The organism is Amycolatopsis arida, from assembly GCF_900115565.1.
In the GTDB taxonomy this organism is placed as follows: domain Bacteria; phylum Actinomycetota; class Actinomycetes; order Mycobacteriales; family Pseudonocardiaceae; genus Yuhushiella; species Yuhushiella arida.
This window is the reverse complement of the sequence record NZ_FOWW01000002.1, coordinates 932,074-957,445: the sequence shown is the minus strand read 5'-3', so window position 1 is coordinate 957,445 and position 25,372 is coordinate 932,074. Positions and strand designations below refer to the sequence as shown.

Annotated in this window: 24 protein-coding genes; 21 read left to right on the top strand and 3 right to left on the bottom strand. The window is 74.2% G+C overall.

Features of this window, described 5'->3' with window-relative positions; genetic code table 11:
- Positions 1-20 precede the first annotated feature (20 nt).
- A complete protein-coding gene (locus tag BM051_RS09305) occupies positions 21-542 on the bottom strand; it encodes an inorganic diphosphatase (protein WP_092529572.1) in 522 nt (173 codons plus the stop codon).
- 165 nt (positions 543-707) lie between these two features.
- Between BM051_RS09305 and dacB the strand changes: the two genes are divergently transcribed.
- The 13 genes from dacB to folK all read left to right on the top strand — a co-directional run bounded on the left by dacB (position 708) and on the right by folK (position 14,497).
- Positions 708-2,921, top strand: a complete 2,214-nt coding sequence (gene dacB, locus BM051_RS09300; RefSeq protein WP_243859244.1) for a D-alanyl-D-alanine carboxypeptidase/D-alanyl-D-alanine endopeptidase — start codon at positions 708-710, stop codon at positions 2,919-2,921.
- Positions 2,922-3,018: 97 nt separating this feature from the next.
- The gene (locus BM051_RS09295) at positions 3,019-4,038 is read left to right on the top strand and encodes a zinc-dependent metalloprotease (protein WP_092529711.1); all 1,020 of its coding nucleotides are present in this window, start codon (positions 3,019-3,021) and stop codon (positions 4,036-4,038) included.
- Complete coding sequence (gene tilS / locus BM051_RS09290; RefSeq protein WP_092529570.1) at positions 4,035-5,036, top strand: tRNA lysidine(34) synthetase TilS; 1,002 nt, start codon at positions 4,035-4,037, stop codon at positions 5,034-5,036. Before BM051_RS09295 ends, tilS begins: the two co-directional genes overlap by 4 nt.
- Positions 5,037-5,038: 2 nt before the next feature.
- On the top strand, positions 5,039-5,590 hold the full coding sequence (gene hpt, locus BM051_RS09285; protein ID WP_092529569.1) for a hypoxanthine phosphoribosyltransferase: 552 nt from the start codon (positions 5,039-5,041) through the stop codon (positions 5,588-5,590).
- Positions 5,591-5,789: 199 nt separating this feature from the next.
- Entirely contained in the window at positions 5,790-6,161 is a 372-nt protein-coding gene (locus BM051_RS09280; protein ID WP_092529568.1) for a hypothetical protein, read from the top strand.
- Positions 6,162-6,181: 20 nt separating this feature from the next.
- Positions 6,182-7,513 (top strand): hypothetical protein, encoded by a 1,332-nt coding sequence (locus BM051_RS09275; RefSeq protein ID WP_092529567.1) that lies wholly within the window; start codon positions 6,182-6,184, stop codon positions 7,511-7,513.
- A gap of 1 nt (position 7,514) precedes the next feature.
- A complete protein-coding gene (locus BM051_RS09270) occupies positions 7,515-8,303 on the top strand; it encodes an ESX secretion-associated protein EspG (protein WP_092529566.1) in 789 nt (262 codons plus the stop codon).
- Between the two features lie 127 nt (positions 8,304-8,430).
- On the top strand, positions 8,431-9,282 hold the full coding sequence (locus tag BM051_RS09265) for an ESX secretion-associated protein EspG (RefSeq protein WP_092529565.1): 852 nt from the start codon (positions 8,431-8,433) through the stop codon (positions 9,280-9,282).
- A 357-nt stretch (positions 9,283-9,639) separates the two neighbouring features.
- Positions 9,640-12,093, top strand: a complete 2,454-nt coding sequence (gene ftsH, locus BM051_RS09260; RefSeq protein WP_092529564.1) for an ATP-dependent zinc metalloprotease FtsH — start codon at positions 9,640-9,642, stop codon at positions 12,091-12,093.
- A 34-nt stretch (positions 12,094-12,127) separates the two neighbouring features.
- A complete protein-coding gene (gene folE / locus BM051_RS09255) occupies positions 12,128-12,724 on the top strand; it encodes a GTP cyclohydrolase I FolE (protein ID WP_092529710.1) in 597 nt (198 codons plus the stop codon).
- Positions 12,725-12,816: 92 nt separating this feature from the next.
- Positions 12,817-13,620, top strand: coding sequence for a dihydropteroate synthase (gene folP / locus BM051_RS09250; protein WP_092529709.1), 804 nt, complete (start codon positions 12,817-12,819; stop codon positions 13,618-13,620).
- Positions 13,617-14,006 carry a dihydroneopterin aldolase gene (folB, locus tag BM051_RS09245; RefSeq protein ID WP_092529563.1) on the top strand — a complete coding sequence of 130 codons (390 nt, stop codon included), beginning with the start codon at positions 13,617-13,619 and terminating at the stop codon, positions 14,004-14,006. The genes folP and folB overlap by 4 nt, the downstream gene beginning before the upstream one ends.
- Positions 14,003-14,497 (top strand): 2-amino-4-hydroxy-6-hydroxymethyldihydropteridine diphosphokinase, encoded by a 495-nt coding sequence (gene folK / locus BM051_RS09240; RefSeq protein WP_092529562.1) that lies wholly within the window; start codon positions 14,003-14,005, stop codon positions 14,495-14,497. The genes folB and folK overlap by 4 nt, the downstream gene beginning before the upstream one ends.
- A gap of 5 nt (positions 14,498-14,502) precedes the next feature.
- Here the strand turns inward: folK and BM051_RS09235 are convergent, their stop codons facing one another.
- Together BM051_RS09235 and BM051_RS09230 are read right to left on the bottom strand one after the other, a co-directional pair.
- Positions 14,503-15,216, bottom strand: a complete 714-nt coding sequence (locus tag BM051_RS09235; RefSeq protein ID WP_166677573.1) for a DUF998 domain-containing protein — start codon at positions 15,214-15,216, stop codon at positions 14,503-14,505.
- 243 nt (positions 15,217-15,459) lie between these two features.
- Entirely contained in the window at positions 15,460-16,374 is a 915-nt protein-coding gene (locus BM051_RS09230) for a helix-turn-helix domain-containing protein (RefSeq protein ID WP_092529560.1), read from the bottom strand.
- Between the two features lie 60 nt (positions 16,375-16,434).
- On the opposite strand from BM051_RS09230, the gene BM051_RS09225 reads away from it, so the two are divergent.
- The 8 genes from BM051_RS09225 to lysS all read left to right on the top strand — a co-directional run bounded on the left by BM051_RS09225 (position 16,435) and on the right by lysS (position 25,316).
- Positions 16,435-16,887 (top strand): DUF3180 domain-containing protein, encoded by a 453-nt coding sequence (locus BM051_RS09225; RefSeq protein ID WP_092529559.1) that lies wholly within the window; start codon positions 16,435-16,437, stop codon positions 16,885-16,887.
- A gap of 77 nt (positions 16,888-16,964) precedes the next feature.
- Positions 16,965-19,025, top strand: coding sequence for a DUF6779 domain-containing protein (locus BM051_RS09220; RefSeq protein ID WP_092529558.1), 2,061 nt, complete (start codon positions 16,965-16,967; stop codon positions 19,023-19,025).
- A 220-nt stretch (positions 19,026-19,245) separates the two neighbouring features.
- Positions 19,246-20,373, top strand: coding sequence for a PrsW family intramembrane metalloprotease (locus tag BM051_RS09215; protein ID WP_092529708.1), 1,128 nt, complete (start codon positions 19,246-19,248; stop codon positions 20,371-20,373).
- Positions 20,374-20,575: 202 nt separating this feature from the next.
- Positions 20,576-21,490: a Rossmann-like and DUF2520 domain-containing protein gene (locus BM051_RS09210; protein ID WP_092529557.1), complete on the top strand. Its 915-nt coding sequence runs from the start codon at positions 20,576-20,578 to the stop codon at positions 21,488-21,490.
- Positions 21,487-22,407 (top strand): pantoate--beta-alanine ligase, encoded by a 921-nt coding sequence (gene panC / locus BM051_RS09205; RefSeq protein ID WP_092529556.1) that lies wholly within the window; start codon positions 21,487-21,489, stop codon positions 22,405-22,407. The genes BM051_RS09210 and panC overlap by 4 nt, the downstream gene beginning before the upstream one ends.
- Before the next feature lie 9 nt (positions 22,408-22,416).
- Complete coding sequence (panD, locus tag BM051_RS09200; protein ID WP_092529555.1) at positions 22,417-22,917, top strand: aspartate 1-decarboxylase; 501 nt, start codon at positions 22,417-22,419, stop codon at positions 22,915-22,917.
- Position 22,918: 1 nt separating this feature from the next.
- Complete coding sequence (locus BM051_RS09195; protein WP_092529554.1) at positions 22,919-23,704, top strand: type III pantothenate kinase; 786 nt, start codon at positions 22,919-22,921, stop codon at positions 23,702-23,704.
- Positions 23,705-23,795: 91 nt separating this feature from the next.
- Positions 23,796-25,316, top strand: a complete 1,521-nt coding sequence (gene lysS, locus BM051_RS09190) for a lysine--tRNA ligase (RefSeq protein WP_092529553.1) — start codon at positions 23,796-23,798, stop codon at positions 25,314-25,316.
- Positions 25,317-25,372 lie beyond the last annotated feature (56 nt).

The following is a 25,372-nucleotide window of genomic DNA, read 5'->3' as shown; positions in this document are numbered from 1 at the left end:
GGCCACGATCGTCGCCGGGGTCAGTGCTCGGCGGGTGCCTCCTCGGGCAGCGCCTCCGCCTTCAGCGCCGCCGCGCGCTCGTAGGAGCGCTTGATCTCGGTCTCGGCCTCGACCCGGCCGACCCAGTTCGAGCCCTCGACGCTCTTGGCCGGCTCCAGGTCCTTGTAGACCTGGAAGAAGTGCTCGATCTCGAGCTTGTGGAACTCGTTCAGGTGGTGGATGTCGCGGAGGTGCTCCAGTCGAGGGTCGTCGGAGGGCACGGCGATCACCTTGTCGTCCGGGCCCTTCTCGTCGGTCATCCGGAACATCCCGATCGCCCGCGCCCGGATCAGGCAACCGGGAAACGTCGGCTCCTGCACCAGCACCATCACGTCGAGCGGGTCGCCGTCCTGGCCGAGGGTGTCGTCGATGAACCCGTAGTCGGCGGGGTACTGGGTGGCGGTGAACAGCGTCCGGTCCAGTTTGATCCGCCCGGTGCGGTGATCCACCTCGTACTTGTTCCGCTCCCCCTTGGGGATTTCGATCGTGACGTCGAACTCCACGCCGTCCTCGCTGATTCGTGTTGGTGATGGGCGCGGCCCGGGCGGCGGCGCCGGACGCTGTCTGCTTGACCTCACTAGTGTGGACCACGCGAGGCCGGCGGTCGGCAGGGCCGTATGTGTGAGCTTGGCTTCGCCACCACGGACAGGCCAGCCGAGGAGGGGTGCGTGCCGGACCGGAACGACGCGGGTGACGCCGTGGAACCGCTGTGGCCCTCGGACGACCGCGACACCCAGGGCACCACGGGTGCCGGTGAGGACGGCAGCACGGACGAGCTCCCTGTGCCCAACGTCACCGCGCCCGACGCCCCGACCGGCGACTCGGCGGTGGCCCATCCCACTCCGGACGAGTCGGCGACCGTGCGGGTGCCGCTCCCCGAGCGCCCGGAGCGGCCCTCCTTCGGGGCGCGGGACTGGTTCGGCCGGCCGGTCGAGCGGCCGGACCACGACTCCCGGCAACGGCCCGGCGAGCACGCCGCGCCGTCGCCCGCGTCGCCACCGGGCCGGCCGGCGCCGCCCCCGCAACCGCAGGGCCAGGTGCCGCCCGCGGTGGCGCACGCCCCGCCCATGCGCATCGAGCCGACGGGCGAGTTGCGGCCGGCGCCGGCCACCACCGCCACCTCCCCGCACCAGCACCCCCCACAGCCGCCGCGGCCAGGACCGACGCCCGCCCCGCCGGGACCGGCTGGTCACGCCGGCCCAGGGAGTCACGCCGGCGCGGCCCACGGAGCGGGCGACCTCGAGGCAACGGCCTACCCCGAGCCGGGGGTGGCCACGCCACCCGCCGGTGGGCCGGAGTGGGACGCGGCATCGGAGACGCGGCTCCCGCCGGATCGGCACCCCGCCCCGGACCGGCATTCCGCTTCGGGAGCACCCGACCCGACCGGCCAGCAGCACGCGGCGGATCCAGCTGGAGAGCCGGACCCGCGGCAGGGAGCCGGCGTCCAGGAACCGGCCGTCCAGGAACCGGCCGTCCAGGAACGGGTCGAGCAGCGGCCACGACGCCGGCGGCGCGGCCTGTTGGTCGGCGCGCTGGCCCTGGTGCTCGTCGTCGCCGTCGGGGTGGTGCTCGCCCTGCCCGACGTGTCCAACCGGCTGGGCCTGCCGTGGGCCCCGAACGCGCCCAAGGCCGACCCGCCCGCCCCAGTCGCGGTGACCCGAGTCCTGCACGGGCCCGGATCGGACGCGCCCGCGCCCACCCCGGCCGGCGTCGCCGGGGTGCTCGACCCGCTCGCCGGCGCCCCCGCCCTCGGCACGCTCACCGGCAGGGTGGTCGACCCGGCCACCGGAAGCGTGCTGTGGGAACGCTCGCCCCACGAGGTCCGCACCCCGGCCTCCACCACCAAGGTGCTCGTCGCGGCGGCCGCGCTGCTCGCCGTCGACCACGGCCTACGGCTGCCGACCAGGGTGGTCGCCGGGGATCAGCCGGGCACCGTCGTGCTGGTCGCGGGCGGCGACGTCACCCTCTCCTCCCTGCCGAGCGGGCGGACCGGGGCCTACCCCGGCGCCGCGCACCTCGACGACCTCGTCGAGCAGGTCAGGGCGTCCGGGGCCGACGTCGACACCGTCCGGCTGGACCTGTCCGCCTTCGCCGGCCCCGAGGTGGCCTCCGGGTGGGCCCCGGAGGACGTGCCGTCCACCTACATGGCCGAGGTGCGGCCGGCGATGCTCGACGGCGGCCGCGCCGACCCGACCAACGCCAAGTCGATGCGGGTGGCCGACCCGGCGGGGCGGCTCGCCGGGGAGTTGGCCGAGCGGCTGGGCGCGCGTGCCGGCGAGCCGACCACCGCGCCGCCCGGCGCGACCGTGCTCGGCGAGGTGCGCTCGGCGCCGCTCACCGAGCTGGTCGACCAGATGTTGACCATGTCCGACAACCTCCTCGCCGACGTGATCGCCAGGCAGGTCGCCGTCGCCACCGGCAACGAGCCCTCCTTCGCGGGTGGCGCGAAGGCGACGATCGAGGTGCTCGGGGCCAACGGTTTCGACGTCAGCGGGCTCGAGCTCTCCGACGGCAGCGGGCTGTCGGTGCACAACCGCGTGTCCGCGACGTTGCTGAGCGAACTGCTGGCGGTGGCCGCCGCACCGGACGACTCCGACCCGCGGACGGCGAAGCTGCGTCCGCTGGTCGGCGGGCTTCCGGTCGCCGGCGGCAGCGGCACCCTCGCCGGCCGCTACCGCACCGACCCTTCCGACGGCGGAAGGGGCTGGGTGCGGGCGAAGACCGGCACGCTGTCCGGGGTGAACACCCTCGCCGGCGTCGTGCTCGACCGGGACGGCCGCGTGCTGGTGTTCGCGCTGATGTCCGCCGGCTCCTCGCTCGACGTCGCGCAGCCGGCGCTGGACACGATGGCGGCGGCGCTGCGGGAGTGCGGTTGTCGCTGACCGCGGGCACCGCGCCGTTGCGGGTACGGTCGGCAGGGTGAGCGTGGTGCACTCCGAGACCGAGGGCCGGCGGCCGGACCGGCCCGCCGGTCCTTCCGTGGTCGACTGGTCCCTGGCGGCGACGACCGGCGCGCTGCTCGTGCGCGGCGGGCCGGTGGTGCCGAAGGACGAGGCCGAGCGGACCGTGGTCGAGCTGCGGGACCTCACCGTCGAGGCGGAGGGCCATGTCCGCGCGCTGACCGGACTCGGCGCCGGGCTGCCGCTGCGCCCCGCCGAGGTGGTGGACCGGCCGGGCTGGATCCGCGCCGCGGCCGCCGGGCTCGACGAGCTGACCGGGCGGGCGCTGCCGAGGGCAAGCGGGCCGCTGGCGCCGCTGCTCGCCGGCGGGGCCGGGGTGCAGACCGGGCTGGTGCTGGCCTTCCTCGGCGCCAGGGTGCTCGGCCAGTACGACCCGTTCGGCGGGCCGGACCGGAACGGCCAGCTCGTGCTCGTCGCGCCGAACGTGGTCACCGCCCAGCGCGCCATGAAGGTCGACGGCCGCGACTTCCGGATGTGGGTCTGCCTGCACGAGTGCACCCACCGGCTGCAGTTCACCGCGGTCGACTGGCTGCGCGACTACTTCGCCGGCGAGGTCGCCCGATTGGTCGGGGGGCTCGCCGAGGACGATGGGCTGGGCAACCTGCTCGGCCGGCTGCCCGACGCGCTCCGGGAGGTCCGCCGCTCCGGCCGCGACACGCTGGGGCTGGCCGAGCTGCTGCGCTCCCCCGAGCAGCGCGCGGTGTTCGACCGGCTGATCGCGCTGTCCACGCTGCTGGAGGGGCACGCCGACTACGTGATGGACGCCGTCGGCCCCGCCGTCGTGCCGTCCGTGGCCACCATCCGCAGCCGGTTCACCGCCCGGCGCAGGGGCGGCGGGCTGCTCGACCGGCTGCTGCGCGGCCTGCTCGGTGTGGACGCCAAGGTCCGGCAGTACGCCCAGGGCGCGGCCTTCACCCGGCACGTCGTCGACACCGTCGGCATGGCCGGCTTCAACGCCGTGTGGACCTCGCCGAACACCCTGCCCTCGCGGGCCGAGATCACCGATCCGCAGGCCTGGGTGCGGCGCGTGCACCGGTGACCGGACCGGACCCCGCGGTCGCGCGGGTGCGCCGGTCGGTGCGTGCCTTCCTCGACGTTCCCGAGCACGCTGGGCACCTGCGCCGCGGTGAGCTCTGCGTCGCGGTCTCCGGTGGCGCCGACTCGCTGGCGTTGACCGAGGCGGCCGCGTTCACCGCCAGGAGGGCGGGGCTGCGGGTCCGGGCACTGGTCGTCGACCACGGCCTGCAGCCAGGCTCGGCCGAGGTGGCCCGCACCGCCGCCGGCACCGCCCTCTGGCTCGGCGCGAACACCGCGGAGGTGCTCCCGGTCAGCGTGCACGGGCCGGGCGGTCCCGAGGCAGCCGCTCGCGCCGCCCGCTACGCCGCGCTGCGCGGGGCGTTGCCCGCTCCGGACGCGCTCGTGCTGCTCGGGCACACCCGCGACGACCAGGCGGAGACCGTGCTGCTGGGCCTCGGCCGGGGCTCGGGGCCGCGGTCACTGGCCGGCATGCGCCCGCTGGACCCGCCGTGGGCCCGACCCCTGCTGGACGTGCCACGATCCACCACGACGGCGGCGTGCGCGGCGCTCGGCGTGCGGCCGTGGGTCGACCCGCACAACGCCGACCCCCGGTTCACCCGGGTGCGGCTGCGCACCGAGGTGCTGCCGCTGCTGGAGGACGTGCTCGCCGGCGGGGTGGCCGCGGCGCTGGCCCGCACCGCCGCGCAGCTGCGCGAGGACGGCGACGCGCTCGACGAGCTGGCCGCCGACCTGCTCGACCGGGCCCGCGCTGGTGCCGATCTCGACGTGGTGGTGCTCGAGCCGGCGCCGGCCGCGCTGCGCCGGCGGGTGCTGCGCCGGTGGCTGCTGGACGCGGGGGTCCGCGAGCTCACCGACGCGCACCTGCGGTCCGTCGACGCCCTCGTTGGCGAGTGGCGCGGCCAGGGCGGCGTGTGGCTGCCGGGCCACGTCGAGGCGCGCAGGACGCATGGCAAGCTCTGCGTTGTTCCACCCGAGCCACCCACCACCAGAGGGGACTGACCGTGTACGAAGGCGAGATCGCCTCCGTGCTCATCACCGAGCAGCAGATCAAGGACAAGGTCACTGAGCTGGCCCGGCAGGTCGCGGAGGACTACGCGGCGGAGGACGGCTCCGACCTGCTGCTGGTGGGGGTGCTCAAGGGCGCGGTGATGTTCATGACCGACTTCGCCAGGGCGCTGCCGGTGCCCGCGCAGCTGGAGTTCATGGCGGTCTCCTCGTACGGCTCGGCGACGTCCTCGTCCGGCGTGGTGCGGATCCTCAAGGACCTCGACCGCGACATCGCCGGCCGGCGGGTGCTGATCGTCGAGGACATCGTCGACTCCGGCCTGACGCTGTCCTGGCTGCTGAAGAACCTGGCCAGCCGCAACCCGGCCGCGCTGCGGGTGTGCTCGCTGCTGCGCAAGCCCGAGGCGGTGAAGGTGGACGTCCCGGTGGCCTACGTCGGGTTCGACATCCCCAACGAGTTCGTGGTCGGCTACGGCCTCGACTACGCCGAGCGGTACCGCGACCTGCCCTACATCGGCACCCTCGACCCCAAGGTGTACGCCGGCTGACGACGGCTGACGACGGCTGATGTCGGCTCCGACGACGGATCGGGAAACGGCGGGTGAACCCGCGCGGTGAACTCGTGGCCGATTCGGAACCCCTTGTCCCCCGAACGCGTCATACCGGCGCACTCGTTGCGTTAGCCTATGCGAAGACCGCGTCCGCGTGACCGGCGCGGCGCCGTTGGTGGGGACAGGGAGAGTCGAGATGGGCAACAGGAGCTTCGCGGACGCGGAAGCCTTCCGTAGCGCCGCGGTCAGCGGGCAGATCGGGGTCGACCCGGACGCGGCGCAGACGGTGTTGCGGAAGATTCGCGGCGGCAAGGACGCCGTGGAGAGTCTGCTGCGGGGCGCCGGTGCGCTCGCCGAGGCGCCGAAGCTGGGCGCGAACCCGGTCGGCCAGGCGATCTCGGCCAAGATGGCCAAGCGTGCCGCCGGGGGCGACGACGACTCCTACGCGCAGGCCCTGCGCAACCTCTACATCCAGTACGACCAGGCCGAGCAGGCGATCGTCACGGCGATGAGCCGGTACCAGGAGATCGACGACGCCAACGCCCAGCCGTTCCGGCGACACGTGTGAGACCAGGGGGATCCGAGATCATGGTCGACACCAACTACACCGACGACTCCAGCACGCCGGCCGGCGGCACCGCCGTTCCGCTCGGCGACAACTCGGCCGCCGAGACCATCGTCGAGCAGGCCCGCGGCCGGTCCGACGGCTTCCAGTACGACGACGAGCGCGCCATCGGCAGCCCGCCGAACTGGGCCGCCTACGACAGCAACGAGCTCTACCTCAGCGCGACGGTCGACAACGAGCCGGCCAGCGCCGAGGCCACCGGCCAGACGTGGCTGGGCCACGCCTCCGAGCTCGACCAGGTCGCCAACGAGCTGTACACGGCGATCTCCGAGCTGGGCGCCGCCTGGGTCGGGCAGGGCGCCGGCGCCGCGCAGGGCGCGCTGGTGGCGATCGCCAACTCCGGCTCACAGGCCGCCGAGGCCGCGCGGACCATGGGACACCGCCTCGGCCAGCAGGCCGCGGCGGCCGCCGAGTTGAAGAAGATGCCCGCGGGCAAGGAGTTCGACCCGGGTCAGGAGCTGGCCGAGATGCTGGCCGGCGGCCCCGCCGCGCTCACCCCGGACATGAAGGCCAAGTTCGACGAGTGCAACGCCGTCAAGGCGCAGCAGGTCCAGTACTTCAACGCCTTCACCAAGGCGATGTCCGAGGTCGACAACACCACGCCGAGCTTCGGCCCCGAGTCGCTCGGCCTCAAGCCGGTGGCGACCAACCCCGACGCGGTCGGCGGGTCGGTCGGCTCGGTCGGCGCGTTCGGGTTGGCCGGCGGGCACGGCATGGTGGACGGGGTCGCCGGCCGTGTCGGGGGCCAGCTGGGCGCCGTGGCGAGCGAGCACGTGGCCGCGTCCGGTGACCAGGGCGCCCCCGGTGCGGCACCCACCCCGGCCGCGCCCGGCGCCGGCAGCTCGGTCGGCGTCGGCGCGGTGGCCCCTGGCCAGGGGCCCGCCCCGAGCGGCGGCGGCAGCAACCTCGGGCTGATCGGCGGCGCCGCGCTGGGCGCCGGCCTCGGCGCCGCGGGGGCCAAGGCGCTGGCCAAGGGCAACCGGAGCGGCAGCACCAAGCAGTCGGCCGCGGAGACCGGTGCCTCGGCCAACAGCGGCCAGGGCGCCAGCGCCGCGTCGGTCACCCCGCAGGGCCAGGGTGTGGTCTCGCCCGGCGGCACCATCGGCGGCGGGCAGGTCCCGCCCTCCGGCGCGGCCCCGATGGCCCCCGGCATGGGTGCCCGCCAGGCCGAGGAGGACAAGGAGCACACGCACGCCTCCTTCCTCATCGAACCCGACCCCGACGACGCGTTCGGCGCCAACGAGGCCACTCCGCCGCCGGTGATCGGCGCGTGGACCGAGGCCGAGGACCGCTGAGGTGGCGGCGGAGTTCCTCACTCCGCTGGAGCTGGACTTCCTCTGGGAGTCGCTCGACCTCGGTGAGCCGCCGTACCCGTTCTCGGTGCGCTCGCACGGCCGCACGATGGACGAGCGGGCCCAGCTCCGCCGGCAGGTGCTGGCGGAGCTGGGCCGCCGCGGCCTCGCCGACGCGGGCGGCAGGGCCGAGCCGCGCCTCGAGGACCGGCTGGGCCTGCTCGCCCGGCCCGACCTGAGCCTGGACTCCGTGCACATCACCGCACCGGACGCCGAGCCGCTGCTCGCGGTGGCCGCGGCGGTCGGCGGGCAGGGCCTGCTGGCGGTGCAGGACGGGCGCGGCCTGCACCTGCGCGACGTCCCGGCCGACGGGCTGGCCAGTGCGATCGTCGGGCTGCTGCCGGCGGCGCCCCGGGGCACCGAGAAGTCCATCACCGTGCCGCTGGAGCAGCTGATGTCCGGCTCCGGAGCCGACTTCCTGCAGCGCCGCGGCACGGCCGACGGCAGGGCGAGCGCCGACGAGGACCGCAAGGCGTTGGCCCGGCTGCACGCCCAGCCCCGGCTGCGCGGCGGCCAGATCGGCGCGAACGCCAGGGGCCGGACCGGTGGGCGGAGCCGCTCGCCGGTGCTGAGCTGGTTCGACACCGACGCCGGCCGCTACTTCACCCAGGCCACGCGTGGCCGGGACGGCCGGGACTGGATCACCATCGCCCCCGCCGACGCGCCCACCCTCCGGCACCGGCTCGGCGAGATGCTCGCCACCGCGGCCAGGGCCACCGCCGCGCCGCTGTGATCGCCGCGCCGCTGTGATCACGACGCCGCGGTGACCGGGTGACCACCGGGCGGGGGATGCGCGGCCGGTCGAGGACTGGGTAGCGTGCGGCCTCGGGTCGGCGCGGTGGCCGGCGGCGGGTTCGGTGATGACGGGGAGGACAGTGACCGGACAGGAGTTCTTCACCCCGATCGCGTTCGACTTCCTCTGGGAGGCGATGCGGCTCGGGGAGCTTCCGTACCCACTCAAGGTGCGCTCGCACGGTGCCACCGAGGACGAGCGGGTGGCGCTGCGCAACCGCGTGCACACCGAGCTCAGGGCCCGCGGCATTCGGGACCAGCAGGGCCGGCTCGAGCCGTACGTGGACGAGTGGCTGACGCTGCTCGCCCGGCCGACGGTGAGTGTCGACGCGCTGCACATCCCCGAGTTCCAGGCGCCGCCGGTCGGGGTGCTCGCCGCCTCCGACGGCAGGAAGGCGGTGGTGGCGATCCAGGACGCCGACGGGATCTGGCTGCGCCCGATCTACCCCGAGGCGGTGGCCTCCACCGTGGTCGACCTGCTGCCCTCCGGCCCCCGCGGCACCGAGGCGTCGGCCACGCTGCCGTTGGAGGAGGCGCTGCGGGTGCCGCCGGCCAGGGCGACCGTCGGCGCCGGTCAGCCGGACGAGGAGGAGCGCGGTAAGGCCGGGCTCGGCCGCCGGCAGCCGCGACCGAGGACCGGCCTGGCCGACCGGCCGAGCGACCCGAGGCAGGCGTACGCCCAGCTCGCCGGGCAGCCGCGGCTGCGCGGCGGCCAGCTCGCCGCGAACAGCCGGAGCTCGCTCGGCGCCAGGCGCCGCTCGCCGGTGCTGGCCTGGTTCGACACCGCCACCGGCCGCTACCTCAGCCTCACCCGGCCCGGTCCGGACGGGCGTGAGTGGGTCACCGTGTCGCCCGCCGACGCCAAGACGTTGCGCACCCGGCTCGGCGAGCTGGTCGCCTCCGTCACCGACTGGCGCTGACCGGCCCGGAGCAGCGGCGAGCGGTCCGACCGGCGCTGATCCGGCCGACCGGCTGCTCCGGCCCTGAGCTGGGCGAACACCCCGGCGGGGGTCGCGCGGCGGTGGCGTCGCCGAGCGCCCGGTTCGGTCCGGCCGGCGGGACGCGACCGAAGGCTCATTGAGTCTTTGACCACCCGGTGGGAACATCGGCGAGGTACCGGCCGTTGTCCCGCAGAGGCTCACCGGGGCTCGCCGCGGCTGGACGGTACCCTGGTGGGACGGGTGCGCCCCCGAGCACCAGCAGTTGTCAACACATGCCGGCGGATGTCACATCTACCGCCTAGCCAGGGAGGGTCGAGGCCACCACGGCCGAGTCGAATGGACCGCAAGCGCCTGCTCAAGAACCCACTACTGTGGATAGTTGCGGTTCTGCTGCTCTACTTCGCCTTCAGCTCGATCTTCGACGGTGATCGTAACTACACCGAGATCCCGACGTCGCAGGCGATGGAGCAGATCCGGAGTGGCAACGTCAAGGAAGCCACTCTCGAGGACAAGGAACAGCAGCTCAAGCTCACCCTGAACACGCCGATCGAACACGACGGCAAGCAGGCCGAGCAGGTTCTCGCCAAGTTCCCCGCGGCCGCCGGCGACGACATCTACCGCGCCCTGCTCAACGCGCGCTCCGGCGAGCAGGACCTCAAGTTCGGCACCACGGTCACGCAGCAGTCGTTCGTCACCCAGCTGTTGATCTACATGATCCCGCTGGGCCTGCTGTTGCTGCTGCTGATGTGGATGATGAACAACGCCCAGGGCGGCGGCAACCGGGTGCTCAACTTCGGCAAGTCCAAGGCCAAGCAGCTGAACAAGGACATGCCGAAGACCACCTTCACCGATGTCGCCGGAGCCGACGAGGCCGTCGAGGAACTCCACGAGATCAAGGACTTCCTCCAGAACCCGGCGCGCTACCAGGCGCTCGGCGCGAAGATCCCGAAGGGCGTTCTGCTCTACGGGCCGCCCGGCACCGGTAAGACGCTGCTCGCCCGCGCGGTCGCCGGCGAGGCGGGGGTGCCGTTCTACACGATCTCCGGCTCGGACTTCGTCGAGATGTTCGTCGGTGTCGGCGCCTCCCGCGTGCGCGACCTGTTCGAGCAGGCCAAGCAGAACGCGCCGTGCATCGTGTTCGTCGACGAGATCGACGCCGTCGGCCGGCAGCGTGGCGCCGGGCTCGGCGGCGGGCACGACGAGCGCGAGCAGACGCTGAACCAGCTGCTGGTCGAGATGGACGGCTTCGACTCGCGCGGCGGCATCATCCTGATCGCCGCGACCAACCGGCCGGACATCCTCGACCCCGCCCTGCTGCGGCCGGGTCGGTTCGACCGGCAGATCCCGGTGTCCGCGCCCGACCTGCGCGGCCGCAAGGCCATCCTCGAGGTGCACGCCAAGGGCAAGCCGCTGGCTCCCGACGTCAACCTCGACACCCTCGCCAAGCGCACCGTGGGCATGTCCGGTGCCGACCTCGCCAACGTCATCAACGAGGCGGCACTGCTCACCGCCCGGCAGAACGGGCACGTGATCAACGACCACGCGCTGGAGGAGGCCGTCGACCGCGTGGTCGGTGGGCCCGCGCGCAAGAGCCGGATCATCTCCGAGAAGGAGAAGAAGATCACCGCCTACCACGAGGGCGGGCACGCCCTCGCCGCGTGGGCGATGCCCGACATCGAGCCGGTCTACAAGCTGACCATCCTGCCGCGTGGGCGCACCGGGGGGCACGCCCTGCTCGTCCCCGAGGACGACAAGGAACTGATGACCCGCTCGGAGATGATCGGGCGCCTGGTGTTCGCGATGGGCGGCCGCACGGCGGAGGAGTTGGTCTTCCACGAGCCGACCACCGGAGCCTCCGGCGACATCGAGCAGGCCACCAAGATCGCCAAGGCGATGGTCACCGAGTACGGCATGAGCCCACGGCTCGGTGCGGTGAAGTACGGCCAGGAGCACGGCGACCCGTTCCTCGGCCGCTCGGCCGGGCGCCAGCCGGACTACTCGCTCGAGGTCGCGCACGAGATCGACGAGGAGGTGCGCAAGCTCATCGAGACCGCGCACACCGAGGCGTGGGAGGTGCTCAACACCTACCGCGACGTGCTCGACGACCTCGTGATCGAACTGCTGGAGAAGGAGACGCTGCAGCGCAGGGACCTGGAGCGGATCTTCTCCGCGGTGGAGAAGCGGCCACGGATCACCACGTTCAACGACTTCGGTGAGCGGCTGCCCTCGGACAAGCCGCCGGTGAAGACGCCGCGCGAGCTGGCGATGGAGCGGGGCGAGCCGTGGCCGCCGGAGGAGGAGCGGCGGGAGCAGAAGCCGGTGCTGGAGCCGGCGCCGACCCCGGTGCGTACCGCGGCCGGTGCGGGCGACCTGCCCGCTGGGCCGCCGCGGTCGTCCGGCGGCGAGCCGCCGCAGCAGCGGCCACAGCACGGCGGCCAGCCGCAGGGTGGGCAGCCCAACCCGAACCCGTACGCGCCTCCGCCGCCGGGTGGTTACCCGAACGGCGCGCGGCCGAACGGCACCGGGAACGGTGGGTGGCCGTCGCAGCACGGCGGGCCCCAGTACGACCCGCAGTCGGGTGGGCCGTCCGGCCGGCCGGGGCCGCCGAACTACGGCGCGCCGCCGGGATGGAAGCCGGCGACCACGCCGAGCGGCCGGCCGCAGCCGTGGCGCTCGAACGTGCCCAACGCGAACCAGCCCGGTGGCGGCCCGCAGCAGCCAGAGCGGGGTCGGCCCGAGGGGCAGCACCGGCAGTCGCCCGACGATCCGGACGGTCACCATCGCCAGTGAGTTTCGGGAGAACGTCTTCGCACTCTCCGAGGAGATGATCTCGGCGCGCGCCACGGGTCGGATCTTCGACCAGGCGCGCGCCGAGAAGGCCGTGCGGGAGCTGCTGCTGGCCTGCGGTGAGGACCCGGACCGCGACGGCCTGCGCGACACCCCGGGCCGGGTGGCCCGCGCGTACCGCGAGATGTTCGCCGGCCTCTACGAGGAGCCGGACTCCGTGCTGGACAGGACCTTCGACGAGTGCCACGAGGAGCTCGTCCTGGTCACCGACATCCCGATGTTCTCGGTCTGTGAACACCACCTTCTCTCGTTCCACGGCGTGGCCCACATCGGATACATCCCGAACGACGAGGGCAAGGTCACCGGACTGTCCAAGCTGGCCCGGCTGGTCGACCTCTACGCGAGGCGCCCGCAGGTGCAGGAACGGCTCACCTCGCAGGTCGCCGACGCGTTGATGCGCAAGCTCAGGCCCCGCGGGGTGATCGTCGTCGTGGAGGCGGAGCACCTGTGCATGGCGATGCGCGGCATCCGCAAGCCCGGCGCCCGTACCACCACCTCCGCGGTCCGCGGCCTGCTGCAGACGTCGGCCTCGTCACGGGCGGAGGCGCTCGACCTGATCAAGGGCCGGCGGTGAGCAACCCGCCGGCCGACCATCGCCACCCGCAGCGGCGGCGCTCGGCCTCTCCGCTGCACCCGGACCTCCCCGAGCCCGGCCGACCCGTGGTGATGGGTGTCCTCAACGTCACGCCCGACTCCTTCTCCGACGGTGGCCGCTACCTCCACCTCGACGACGCGCTCGCCCACGCCCACGAGATGTGGCGGCGCGGCGCCGACATCATCGACGTCGGCGGCGAGTCCACCCGCCCTGGCGCGGCGCGGGTGGAAGCCGACACCGAGATCGCCAGGGTGCTGCCGGTGGTGCGCGCCCTCGCGGCGGACGGCCTGCTGCTCTCCGTCGACACCACCCGGGCCGCCGTGGCCGCCGCCGCACTGGAGGCCGGTGCCCGGGTGATCAACGACGTCTCCGGTGGCCTGGCCGACCCGGACATGGCACGGGTGGCGGCGGACTCCGGCCAGCCCTGGATCCTCATGCACTGGCGTGGGCACAGCAAGGACATGAACGCGCTCGCCAGCTACGCCGACGTGGTCGCCGAGGTGCGCGCCGAGCTGTCCGCCCGGGTCGAGGCCGCGCTGACCGCCGGCGTCGCCAATGACGCCATCGTGCTCGACCCCGGCCTCGGCTTCGCCAAGCACGCCGAGCACGACTGGACCCTGCTGCACAGCCTCGAGTCCCTGCTGGCGCTCGGCTTCCCGGTGCTGGTCGGCGCCTCCCGCAAGCGCTTCCTCGGCCGGCTGCTGGCCGACCCGGCCGGCGAGCCCCGCCCACCGGCCGGCCGCGAGGACGCCACCGCCGCCGTCTCCGCGCTGGCCGCCGCCAACGGCGCATGGGGGGTGCGGGTCCACGAGGTCGGCGCCTCGCTGGACGCGGTCGCGGTGGCCGCGGCCTGGCGGCGCGGAGGGCTGGGATGACCCCGCCCGGCGACCGCGTCACCCTCACCGGGCTGCGCGTGTTCGGCCGGCACGGCGTGTTCGACCACGAGCGGCGCGACGGTCAGGAGTTCGTCGTCGACATCACCGCCTGGCTGGACCTGGGCGCCGCGGCCGCCTCCGACGACCTCACCGAGACGCTGCACTACGGCGAGCTGGCGCAGCGCGCGGCGGCGATCGTCGGCGGCGAGCCGTGCGACCTCATCGAGACGGTCGCCGGCCGGATCGCCGACGACGCGCTCCGGGACGCGCGGGTGCGGGCCGTGGAGGTCACCGTGCACAAGCCACGCGCGCCCATCCCGCTGGACTTCGCCGACGTCGCGGTGACCGTGCACCGAACCCGGAGTCGGGATCGGAGCGGCCGGTGAGCCGCGCGGTGCTCTCGCTCGGGTCGAACCTCGGCGACCGGCACGCGTACCTGCGGCTGGCGGTGGACGGCCTGCGCGACGTGCTGGTCGCGGTGTCCGGTGTGTACGAGACCGAGCCGTGGGGCGTGCGGGACCAACCGGACTTCCTCAACGCCGTGTGCATTGTGGACGATCGCGGGCGGGATCACTGGGCCTGGTTGCGCACCGCTCAGGCGCTGGAGCGCGCGGCGGGGCGGGTGCGGGAGCAGCGGTGGGGCCCGCGCACGCTGGACGTCGACGTGGTCACCGTGGACGGCGTGCGCTCGGACCATCCCGATTTGCTGCTGCCGCATCCGGGCACGCCGCACCGGGCCACCGTGTTGGTCCCATGGCTGGAGATCGATCCGGACGCCGAGGTGCCCGGTCACGGCAGGGCCGCCGACCTGCTCGCCGCGCTGCCCCCGGCCGACCGCGCCGACGTGCGGCCCACCGATCTGTCGTTGCGGGACTGACCGGGTCAGCCGGTGCGCCGGCGGGCGCCGGAGTCCGTGGAGGACGACCCCATGGAGGACGGCCCCGTGGAGGACGGCCCCGTGGAGCGCAGTGCCGCGGCGCCGATGACGATCATGGCGACCAGCATCGGCAGCATCGCCACCCGCTCGGTCGCCCCGCTCCAGACGTGCAGTCCACCGAGGACACCGGCGAGCTGCAGCGCGGCCACCGCCATCCCGACGAACCCGAGGACACCGGCGACGACGCCGACCGTCCCGACCGGCCGGCCGGCGCGGCGCAGCGCGACCCCGAGCAGCAGGACGCCCGCGTTGCCGCCGGCCGCCGCGGCGACCGCACCGGCGAGGTGCGGGGCGATCCGCAGGTCACCCGGGTTGAGGCCGACCAGCACGACCCCCGCGCCGGCGACGGTGAGCAGCGCCGCGGCGGCCCTGGCCGGCCATCCGGCGCGCAGCGTGCCGGCGAGCAGCACCGCGCCCGCCGCGATGCACACCCCGCTGATGACGAAGGAGACGTTCATCGCCGCGTGCCACGGGGAACAGACGTGGCGGCCGCCTACCGCCCCGCACGCGGTGCTGCCGAGGTCGCTGATGTCGTTGCGGACCCAGCTGTACGGCCGCGGCCACGCCGACTGCACGACCAGGTGCAGCACGAAGAACTGGCCGAGCGCGAGCCAGGCCAGCCCGCCCGCGATGCCCTTCTTGCCCATTGGCAGCCCCATTCGCCCGCGGCGCCTTCCGGCTTCAGCGTCCCCCGCGCCGGCCGCGGTGTCGCCACCGGCGTGGCGCACCCCACGCGTGACCTCCCCCGCGTGTCCGCGCCCCATGACCGCGTGTTCGCGCTTCGTGACACCGTGTTCGCGCTTCGCGACAGTGTGTTGGCGCCCTGCGACGCCAACACGCCGACGCGGGCGGCGAACACGGCGACGGGAACGGCGAACACGCGGATGGGGATGGCGAAGACGTCAGGTGGAGTGGCGGAGGGCGTCGGCGATCCAGTGGGCCGCGTGGTGGCGTTCGGGGACCGGCGGCCAGCTGTTGATCACGGCCAGCAACCGCCAGTACCGCTCGGCGCGCTCGTCGGCCCCCGCGGTGACCCGGTCGGCCAGCTTCGTCCGGGGCATCCCCTCGTCCCAGGTGCTCGCGATCTCGTCGGCCAGCGCCCGCGCCTCCGGCGAGTCCGGCGGCAGCCCGGCGTCGACCGCCACCCGCGCCCGCTCGAGCCAGCCGAACCACTGCTCCTGTTGCTCGGCCGAAACGGCCAGCGGCTCGCCGGCGGCCCTGGCGGCCGCGTTCGTCTCGCTCATCCCCCGGATCAGCCGCCGGAAGTCCGGGTCGCGCACCAGCTCGGCGAGCTCGATCCAGGCCTCCAGCTGCTCGGGGGACGGGTCGTCCGGCAGCTCGGGCTTGGCCGAGCGCATCCACGCGTAGAACTCCCCATCGACGTCGAGCCCGGCGCTCACCTCGTCCCAGAACTCGTCGAGCAAACGTTTGCGCTCCTCGTCGGGCATCGTCGCCAGCTGGTTCATCAGCCGGACCTCCGCCGGTCCGGAACCCCGCTTGGCCACCGCCCGCAGCACCGCTCTGCGCAGTCGCAGGCGGCGGATCTGCTCGTCCAGCGCCTCGACGTGCCGCGCGGCCAGCCGGGCCACCCCGTCCTCCCGCGCCAGCGCGCGCTCGACGTCGTCGAGGCCGAGCCCGAGCTCGCGCAGGGTGCGCACGTACTCCAGCCGGGCCAGCGCCGCCGCGTCGTACAGCCGGTACCCGGCCCGGGTCCGCTCCGTGGGCGGCAGCAGCCCCGAGTCGGAGTAGAACCGGATGGTCTTCACCGACAGCCCGGTGCGCCGGGCCAGCTCGCCGATGGTGAACAGGGACGCCATCTCAACCCTTCCGGAGGTGGAGGTCCAGTATCCCGGCGCCCCGCTCGGTACGGTGGCGCCATGCACTTCACGCGGCCGCGCGAGCTCCTCGTCGCCGGTGTGGTCGGGCTCGCGGTGGCCTACCTGCTGTTCCGGGCCGCGTACTCGTCGATCCCGCGGCTGCCCACGCTGGCCGGCGGGACGCTGCTGGTGCTCGCGATCGTCGAGACCGTGCTGGCGTTCGTCATCCGCGACCGGATCCGGGACGGGCAGGTGGTGTCGGCGATCGGGGTGGCCCGCAGCGTCGCGCTGGCCAAGGCGTCGTCGCTGCTGGGCGCGCTCATGCTGGGTGCGTGGCTCGGCGTGCTCGGCTACCTCGCGCCACGGGCCGAGCGGGTCACGGCGGCGGCCGAGGACCTGCCCAGCGCGGTGGTCGGCGTGTGCTGCGCGGCGGTGCTGATCGCCGCCGCGCTCTGGCTCGAGCACTGCTGCCGCACCCCGGAGCCGCGCGACCCCGATCCCGACCGGAAGTAACCGGTCAACGCGGGGAAGCCACCGCTCGAAGTACCGACTGGGTCTCGGTCGGGTAACCAGAAGGTACGGTGTGGGGCATGACTGGCGTGGGTGACGACTCGCCGAAGGGCCACAGCCGCCTCCCGGGCAGGCCGTGGCTCGTCGTGGGTGCCGCCCTCGCCGTGGGGTCCACGCTCGCGCTGGTGCTCACCGAGGACCTGAGATGGTTGCGGCTGGGGATCATCGCCGCGCTGTGGGCCGCGTTGATCGGCGCGTTCGTCGCCGCGAGGTACCGGCGGCAGGCGCTGGTCACCGAGGACTCGGTGGCGCAGGCGCAGGAGGTCTACGAGCTCGAGCTGGAACGCGAGATCGCCGCGCGCCGGGAGTTCGAGCTGGAGGTCGAGGCGGAGACCCGGGAGCGGGTCGAGGCCGAGGCCCGTGCCGAGCTGGACGCGTTGCGGGCCGAGGTCACCGCGCTGCGGGAGAGCCTGCAGGCGCTGTTCGGTGGCGAGGTGCTCTACGAGCGGGTGGCGCTCACCGCCCAGTCCACCAGGATGCGCAAGCTGCACGAGGAGCCCCGGCTGGTCACCGCCACCGCGGAGAGCAACGGCGGCGGTGGCGGATCCGGGAAGGCACCGGCCCAGCTGCCGGCCGCGAAGGCCACGGTGGAGAACGGGGACCGGCCGACCGAGCTCATCGAGCGGATTCGGGACAGCGCGCCGGATTCCTACGGCGTGCTCCGCCGCACGCCTGAGCGCGGGGCCAACGGCGCGGCCAACCGGGACAACGGTGCGCCCGCACGGAAAGCGCCGAACGTCAACGGCGCGGGCGCGGACGGGCCCGCGCGGAACGGCACCAGCGCGGCGGCCCGAGGTGGCCCGCCGCGGGACGCACCCGCGGGTGCCGGGACGCAGCACCTTCCGCGGACCCCGGACGCGGACCCGGCGACCAGGCGGGTCACCGTCAACGAGCGGGTGGGCGCCGCCGCGAAGGTCGCCAAGGCGGCCAGCGAGGCCAGAGCCGAGGCGATGCGCCGGCAGCACCGCTCCGAGGAGGGCGCCGCCGAGCCGCGGCAGGGGGCCTCCGCGGCCACCCCGCCCCGGCGCGACCATCCCGCATCTCCCGGCCCGGCGCCCCGCGGTGAGGTGCCCCCGGCCCGGTCGGGTCCACCGCACCGGCTACCGCCGAACCCGGCGCAGCCCGGTCCGCGCACGCCCGACCAGCCACCGCAGGAGCCGACCCGGCCGGCCGTCGAGCGGCTCGCCAAGGGGCGTCCCGCGGCGAGCATGCCGCCGCCCCCGCGGAAACCCCGGCCGCAGGAGGCCGTGCCCCCCGCTCCCGCACCGGGTTTGGCCCGTTCCGGCCGGCCCGACCCCCGCGCGGCCGAGCCGCGCACCGAGATCCGGCAGCCCCCCGCCGAGGTCCGCGAGCCGCGCACGGAGATCCGCGAGCCGCGGACCGAGATCCGCGAGCCCGAGGCCGCCCGGCACGAGTCCCGCCGGCCCGAGCCTCGCCGGCCCGAGTCCCGCCGGCCCGAGCCTCGCCGGCCCGAGATCGACCGTCCGGAGCCGTCCCGCTCGGAGGTGGGCCGTGCGGAGGTTCGGGAGCCCGCCCGTCCGGAGCCACCGGTCCGGCGCGCGCCGATGCCGGTCGACGAGCCGGTCGGGGGTGTCGAGGAGTGGACGCCGTCCTGGGATTCCGGCGGGCGGCACAGCGGTGACGCCGACCACCGTGCGAGCCGGCACGCCGCCGACCGGGATCCGGAGCCCGCGCCGAACCCGACGCTGCCGGAGTCGGTGCGGGAGATGCAGCGCAGCCGCCCCGGCGGCCGGCGCCGGCGCGCCGACGACGACGAGCCGGGGCCGCTGAGCCGGCATGCCGCGGCGGAGCCGGACGGTGGTGGCCGCCGCCGCCGGCGGGAGGACGACGACGGCGCCGAGGGCGGGACGCCGTGGCAGCCCTTCGGTGGCGGCAGCCATGCCCGCCCCGACGACGAGCCGGCCGCACCGCCGCCGTCGGGGGGTCGCCGCGCCGCGGGGACGCACGCTCGCCCCGACGACGAGGGCGGCTCGCACAGCGCGGGACGGTCCGTGCGGGAGCTGCTGGCCGCGCACGGCTCGGCCCCCACACCGCGGCGCCGCCGTCGCGCCGAGGACTGACAGGTGCCATCAAGGGGGCCTTGATGGCGTTGGGCGCGATGAAGGTGGCCTTGATGGCGTTCCCACACCCGGGGCAGCGGGGCCGGGTGCGGGCATCGGGGGCGAACGGGACTGATCGTTCGGCTGTCGGCGGTCCCGGATATCGTCCCCGGCCGTGAGGGGAGCCAACGCCGACACCGAGCCGGCCCGGCTGCGCCGGCACCCGCCGCGCCGGGTCACCGTGCTGCTCCCGGTGCTCGGACTCGTGCTGGTCGCGCTGTGTGGGCTGCTGCTGTTCGGCCTCGCCACGGTCAGGGTCGGCGTGCTGGCCGTGGTCATCGGTGTCGTGGCCGCGGTGGTGCCGGTCGCGATCGTCGTGCCCGCCTTCCTCTGGATCGACCGCTGGGAGCCCGAGCCGGCACGGTTCCTGCTGATCGCCTTCGTCTGGGGTGCCTGCGTGGCCACCCTCACCGCGCTGCTGGTCAACGACACCGCGGCCGCGGTCGGCGACATGCTCCTCGGCATCGGCCACGGCGACACGTTCAGCGCCGTGGTGTCGGCGCCGCTGGTCGAGGAGGCCGTCAAGGCCGTCCCGGTGGTCGCCCTGCTCTGGTTGCGCCCTCGCGAGTTCGACGGTCTCGTGGACGGCATCGTCTACGCGGGCTTCAGCGCCGCCGGCTTCGCGTTCACCGAGAACATCTACTACTTCGGCCGGGCCTTCGCCGAGAACGGCTTCGGCGACGGCACCAGCGGCGGCGTGCTCGCCGCGTTCGTCCTGCGCGGCGTGCTCTCCCCGTTCACCCACCCGCTGTTCACCGTGCTCACCGGCATCGGGGTGGGCGTCGGCGCGCGCACGAAGGTCGCCCCGCTGAAGGTGCTCGCCCCGCTCGGCGGCTACCTCGGCGCGGTGCTGCTGCACGCGTTGTGGAACGCGGCGGCCACTCTCGGCGGCGCCACCACCTTCCTCGACGTCTACTTCCTGATCATGGTGCCGATGTTCGTCGGCGTGCTGCTGCTGGTGCTCTGGCAGCGCCGGCGCGAGCAACGCATCGTGGCGGCGGCGCTGCCGGCGATGGCCGAGGCCCGGTGGATCGCCCGCTCGGAGGTCGAGCTGCTCGCCAGCCTGCGTGGCCGGCGGCGGTGGCGTCGGCAGGCACGCCGGGAGTCCGGCCGGCGGGCCGCCCGCGCGGTGGCGGACTACCAGGCCGGCGTCACCGAGCTGGCGTTCCTGCGCCGGAACCTCCGGCTCGGGCACTCCGACAACGGCGACCGGCGCCGGCACGACGAGCTGCTCGCCGTGGTCCGCGCGACCAGGGCGGAGGCCGTGCGGCAGGCCGAGGCCGGCCGGCGAGCCGCCCGTAACGGGTGAAGCTCATCACCCGAACGACGCGGGACCGGTGCGCGCGAGCTACTCTCGCGCCGTCGTCTGGTACCCGCGACGAGGAGCGGGACTGGAACGAGCTCGGAAGCGGTGTTGCCATGCGGAGGCAGTTGCGACGTGGCGCTGCGGCGGTCGGCCTCGCCGGCCGTGCCCACCGGGCTCGTCCACCACACGTCTCCAGGGGTGCGTCGTGACCCGCCCCGCCCGCCTCGCGATCGGTGTCGTGTCCGCCGGCCGGGTGGGCAGCGTGCTCGGGGCGGCACTGGCCCGGGCGGGACACACCATCGTCGCGGCCTCCGGCATCTCGGCGGACTCGCTCCGCCGGGCCGAGCGGCTGCTGCCCGGCGTGCCGCTGCTGCCCGCCGACGAGGTGGCCCGTCGCGCCGACCTCGTCCTGCTCGCCGTTCCCGACGACGCACTGCCCGGGATCGTCCGCGGCCTGGTGGCCACCGCGTCCCTGCGCGCGGGCCAGATCGTCGTGCACACCTCCGGCGCGCACGGCATCGAGGTGCTGCGGCCGGCCGCGGAGCTGGGTGTGCTGCCGCTCGCGCTGCACCCCGTGATGACCTTCACCGGCCGGGCCGAGGACCTCGAGCGGATGGCCACCTGCTGCGTGGGTGTCACCGCCGCGGCGGGCGACGACGCCGCCTGGAACGTCGGTGAGGCGCTCACCGTCGAGATGGGCGCCGAGCCGGTGCGGGTGCCGGAGGCGGCGCGGCCGCTGTACCACGCCGCGCTCGCGCACGGCGCCAACCACCTGGTCACCCTGGTCGCCGACTGCGCGGAGCTGCTGCGCGGCTGTGACATCGACGGCGTCGGCGACGCCGAACGGCTGCTCGGCCCGCTGCTGTCGGCGGCGCTGGACAACGTGCTGCGGCACGGCGATCGCGCGCTCACCGGGCCGGTGGCGCGCGGCGACACCGGTACCGTCCGCGCCCACCTGGCCGTGCTGGCCGACCGCGCCCCCGACGTGCTGCCCAGCTACACCACGCTGGCCCGGCGCACCGTGGCCAGGGCCACCGCGTCCGGTGTACTCGGCGGCGACGCCGCGGCCGAGCTCACCGCCCTGCTCGACAACCCCGCCGACGGACGGAACCACCTGTGACCGCACCGAAGTTCACCCGCAACCAGCTCAACGTCTACCGCGCGCCGGTGGACATGGGCCGGGTCGCCGACGCGCTGCGGGCGACCTCGCGCACGGTCGCGCTGGTGCCGACCATGGGCGCGCTGCACGCCGGGCACCGGGAGCTGCTGCGCAGGGCGAAGCGGCTGCCCAACGCGGTCGTCGTCGCGTCGATCTTCGTGAATCCGCTGCAGTTCGGCGAGGGCGAGGACTTCGCGGCCTACCCGCGCACCCTCGACGCCGATCTGGACGTCCTGTCCGAGGTCGGGGTGGAGGCGGCGTTCACCCCCGGCGAGGCTGACCTCTACGCCGAGGACGCGGCGGTGACGGTGCACCCCGGTCCGCTGGGCGAGGAGCTGGAGGGGGCCGCCCGGCCCGGCCACTTCGCCGGCGTGCTGACGGTGGTGGCGAAGCTGTTCAACATCGTGCGGCCGCACTACGCGTTCTTCGGCGAGAAGGACTACCAGCAGCTGGTGCTGATCCGGCGGATGGTGCGCGACCTGGACTTCGGCACCAGGGTGATCGGCGTGCCGACCGTGCGCGAGCCCGACGGCCTGGCCCTGTCCTCGCGCAACGTCTACCTCTCGCCGGAGCAGCGCGAGCAGGCGGTGGCGCTGTCCGCGGCGCTGGTCGCCGGCGCGCACGCAGGTCCGCGGGGTGCCGAGGACGTGCTCGCCGCGGCGCGGCGTACCCTTGCGGCCCGGCCGGAGGTGGAGCTGGACTACCTGGAGCTGCGGGGAACCGACCTCGGTCCCGCGCCCGTCGACGGGGAGGCACGGTTGCTGGTCGCCGCCAGGGTGGGCGGGACCCGGCTGATCGACAACGTTCCGGTCCTGCTCGGCGCCGCCGCCGAGCGGGAGCGGGAATCAGCAGAGCCGCAGGGGCTGTCAACACCGTAGGAGTGTCCGATGTACCGCACGATGCTGAAATCCAAGATCCACAGAGCGACCGTGACGCAGGCGGACCTGCACTACGTCGGCTCGGTCACGGTGGACGAGGCGCTGATGGAGGCGGCCGACCTGCTGCCCGGCGAGCAGGTCGCGATCGTGGACGTGACCAACGGCGCGCGGTTGGAGACCTACGTCATCCCGGGTGAGCGGGACAGCGGCGTGCTCGGCATCAACGGGGCGGCGGCGCACCTGGTGCATCCCGGCGACCTGGTGATCCTGATCTCCTACGCGCAGCTCGACTCCGCGGAGGCGGCCGCCTTCCGGCCGCGGATCGTGTTCGTCGACGGGGACAACCGGATCGTCGAGAAGGGCGCCGACCCCGGCCACGCGCCGGAGGGCTCCGGCCTGGTCAGCGGCGCGCTGCCGATCGTGTCGCAGGGCGGCGAGCCGGTGAGCTTCCCGGTGGCCGAGACCGCGGACGCGGCCCGGCTGGACGCGCTGCTGCACGCGGACAGCTGAGGTGCTGCTCACCGTCGACGTCGGCAACACCAACATCGTCCTCGGGCTCTACCGCGGCCGCGGGGACGGCGCCGAGCTGGTGCGCGACTGGCGGATGCGCACCGACGCGCGGATCACCGCCGACGAGCTCTCGCTGACGATGCGCGGGTTGCTCGGCGAGCACGCCGACGAGGTGAGCGGGATCAGCGCGCTGTCGACGGTGCCGGCGGTGCTGCGCGAGCTGCGGGTGATGCTGGCCCGCTACTACCCGCACGTGCCGAGGGTGGTGGTGGAGCCCGGGGTGCGGACCGGGGTGCCGCTGCTGGTGGACAACCCGAAGGAGGTCGGCGCGGACCGGCTGGTGAACACGCTCGCCGCGCACCACCTGCACCACACCGCGTGCGTGGTCGTCGACTTCGGCACCTCGACGAACGTCGACGCCATCTCCGCGCGCGGCGAGTTCCTCGGTGGCGCGTTCGCGCCCGGGATCGAGATCTCCGTGGACGCGCTGGCCGCGCGGGCGGCGGCGCTGCGCAAGGTGGAGCTGGTGCCGCCGCGGTCGGTGATCGGCAAGAACACGGTGGAGTGCCTGCAGTCCGGGATCCTGTTCGGGTTCGCCGGCCAGGTGGACGGGTTGGTGCGGCGGATCGTCCGCGAGCTGTCCCATGACCCGGCCGACCCGGTGGCGGTGATCGCGACGGGTGGCCTCGCGCCACTGGTGATCGGCGAGTCGGAGACGATCACCGAGCACGTGCCGGACCTGACCCTGCTCGGCCTGCGGCTGGTCTACGAGCGCAACGTTCGCTGATCGATCCGCCGATGTGGGCCCGGTCACCGGCGCGGGCGCCCGGCGAATCCGGTGCGCGGGCCCGAAGTGCGGGTTCGTACGCTATGGCCCCATGACCGAGAGCCCAGTGCCCGCGAACGCGCCCGCCGACGACGACCTGCCCGAGCAGATGCGGGTCCGCCGGGAGAAGCGCGACCGCATCCTGGCCGAGGGCATCGATCCCTACCCGGTGACGGTGCCGCGCACGCACACACTGGCCGAGGTCCGCTCCGCCCACCCGGACCTGCCACCGGACACCGCGACCGGGCAGCGCGTCGGGGTCACCGGCCGGGTGATGTTCCTGCGCAACACCGGGAAGCTGTGCTTCGCGACGCTGCGCGAAGGTGACGGTACCGAGCTGCAGGCGATGCTGAGCCTGGCCAGGGTCGGCCAGGACGCGCTCGACGCGTGGAAGTCCGACGTGGACCTCGGCGACCACGTCTTCGTGGCCGGCGAGGTGATCACCTCCAAGCGCGGTGAGCTGTCGGTGCTGGCCGACTCGTGGCGGTTGACCGCCAAGTCACTGCGGCCGCTCCCGGTGGCGCACAAGGAGCTCGCCGAGGAGACCAGGGTCCGGCAGCGCTACGTCGATTTGATCCTGCGGCCCCGCGCCAGGGACACCGTGCGGATCCGCGCCGCCGTGGTGCGCGCGCTGCGCGATTCCTTCCACCGGCGGGGCTTCGTCGAGGTGGAGACCCCGATGCTGCAGACCCTGCACGGGGGCGCCGCGGCGCGACCGTTCGTCACGCATTCCAACGCGTTCGACCTCGATCTGTATCTGCGCATCGCGCCCGAGCTGTATCTCAAGCGTTGCGTGGTGGGCGGAATCGAGAAGGTCTTCGAGATCAACCGCAACTTCCGCAACGAGGGCAGTGACTCCTCGCATTCACCCGAATTCGCGATGCTGGAGTACTACGAGGCCTACAGCGACTACGACGGCATCGGGGCGCTGACCAGGGAGCTCGTGCAGGAGGCCGCCGAGGCGACGTTCGGCAGCCAGGTGGTGTCGCTCGCCGACGGCACCGAGTACGACCTGTCCGGTGAATGGTCCTCGTTGACGATGTACGGCTCGCTGTCCGAGGCGCTGGGCGAGGAGGTCACGCCGGAGACCCCGGTGGAGAAGCTGCGCTCGATCGCCGCGGCCCACGAGCTGGAGGTCGATCCGAAGCTCGGTCACGGCAAACTGGTCGAGGAGTTGTGGGAACACCTGGTCGGCGACCACCTGTATGCGCCGACATTCGTCCGGGATTTCCCGGTGGAGACCTCGCCGCTGACCCGGCAGCACCGCGACCAACCGGGTGTGGCCGAGAAGTGGGATCTCTACGTCCGGGGTGTCGAGTTGGCGACCGGGTACTCCGAGCTGGTGGACCCGGTGGTGGAGCGGCAAAGGCTGACCGAGCAGGCCCGGCTCGCCGCGGCCGGAGACGCCGAGGCCATGCGGCTCGACGAGGATTTCCTGCGTGCCCTCGAGTACGGAATGCCCCCGAGTGGGGGTGCCGGAATGGGCGTGGACCGGTTACTGATGGCGCTCACCGGGTTGGGTATCCGGGAGACCATCCTCTTCCCGCTCGTTCGGCCCGATCACGGTTCGTGACTGTTCGTGGCCGGCGACCACCCGTAACACGCACGAAGAATCACTCGCGAGTAGGG

Bases quoted from the DNA above. Each gene is read 5' to 3' on its own strand.
- BM051_RS09280 (WP_092529568.1), top strand. From the start codon at position 5,790: ATGGGCAACAGGAGCTTCGCGGACGCGGAAGCCTTCCGTAGCGCCGCG.
- BM051_RS09275 (WP_092529567.1), top strand. From the start codon at position 6,182: ATGGTCGACACCAACTACACCGACGACTCCAGCACGCCGGCCGGCGGC.
- BM051_RS09265 (WP_092529565.1), top strand. From the start codon at position 8,431: ATGACGGGGAGGACAGTGACCGGACAGGAGTTCTTCACCCCGATCGCG.
- ftsH (WP_092529564.1), top strand. From the start codon at position 9,640: ATGGACCGCAAGCGCCTGCTCAAGAACCCACTACTGTGGATAGTTGCG.
- folE (WP_092529710.1), top strand. From the start codon at position 12,128: ATGATCTCGGCGCGCGCCACGGGTCGGATCTTCGACCAGGCGCGCGCC.
- folP (WP_092529709.1), top strand. From the start codon at position 12,817: ATGGGTGTCCTCAACGTCACGCCCGACTCCTTCTCCGACGGTGGCCGC.
- folB (WP_092529563.1), top strand. From the start codon at position 13,617: ATGACCCCGCCCGGCGACCGCGTCACCCTCACCGGGCTGCGCGTGTTC.
- BM051_RS09235 (WP_166677573.1), bottom strand. From the start codon at position 15,216: ATGGGGCTGCCAATGGGCAAGAAGGGCATCGCGGGCGGGCTGGCCTGG.
- BM051_RS09230 (WP_092529560.1), bottom strand. From the start codon at position 16,374: ATGGCGTCCCTGTTCACCATCGGCGAGCTGGCCCGGCGCACCGGGCTG.
- BM051_RS09225 (WP_092529559.1), top strand. From the start codon at position 16,435: ATGCACTTCACGCGGCCGCGCGAGCTCCTCGTCGCCGGTGTGGTCGGG.
- BM051_RS09220 (WP_092529558.1), top strand. From the start codon at position 16,965: ATGACTGGCGTGGGTGACGACTCGCCGAAGGGCCACAGCCGCCTCCCG.
- panD (WP_092529555.1), top strand. From the start codon at position 22,417: ATGTACCGCACGATGCTGAAATCCAAGATCCACAGAGCGACCGTGACG.
- lysS (WP_092529553.1), top strand. From the start codon at position 23,796: ATGACCGAGAGCCCAGTGCCCGCGAACGCGCCCGCCGACGACGACCTG.